Origin of the sequence: Streptomyces beijiangensis (genome assembly GCF_017315755.1) — a bacterium.
GTDB classification, from domain to species: Bacteria; Actinomycetota; Actinomycetes; order Streptomycetales; family Streptomycetaceae; genus Streptomyces; species Streptomyces beijiangensis.
On sequence record NZ_JAFLRJ010000519.1, the window covers coordinates 1 to 234 of the forward strand.

Here is a 234-nt window from a genome sequence, read left to right on the forward strand (position 1 = left end):
CGGCCGAGGGCCTGCAGGCCCATCTCGACCTCCAGGGCGGACAGCCGCACGGCGTCATGCTGCCCATCCACTGGGGCACCTTCAACCTCGCGCCGCACGCCTGGTCGGACCCCGGTGAGGGGACTCTCGCGGCGGGCGCGCGCACCGGATCGCGGATCGCACTGCCGCATCCCGGCCAGCCCTTCGAGCCTGCTTCCGACGCCGTTCCCGACGCTCCGTGGTGGCGCTCCGTCG

At 74.4% G+C, this 234-nt stretch carries 1 pseudogene; it reads left to right on the top strand.

Annotated elements, in window-relative coordinates:
* A pseudogene (locus J0695_RS36190) lies at positions 1-234 on the top strand (MBL fold metallo-hydrolase); the annotation flags it as partial.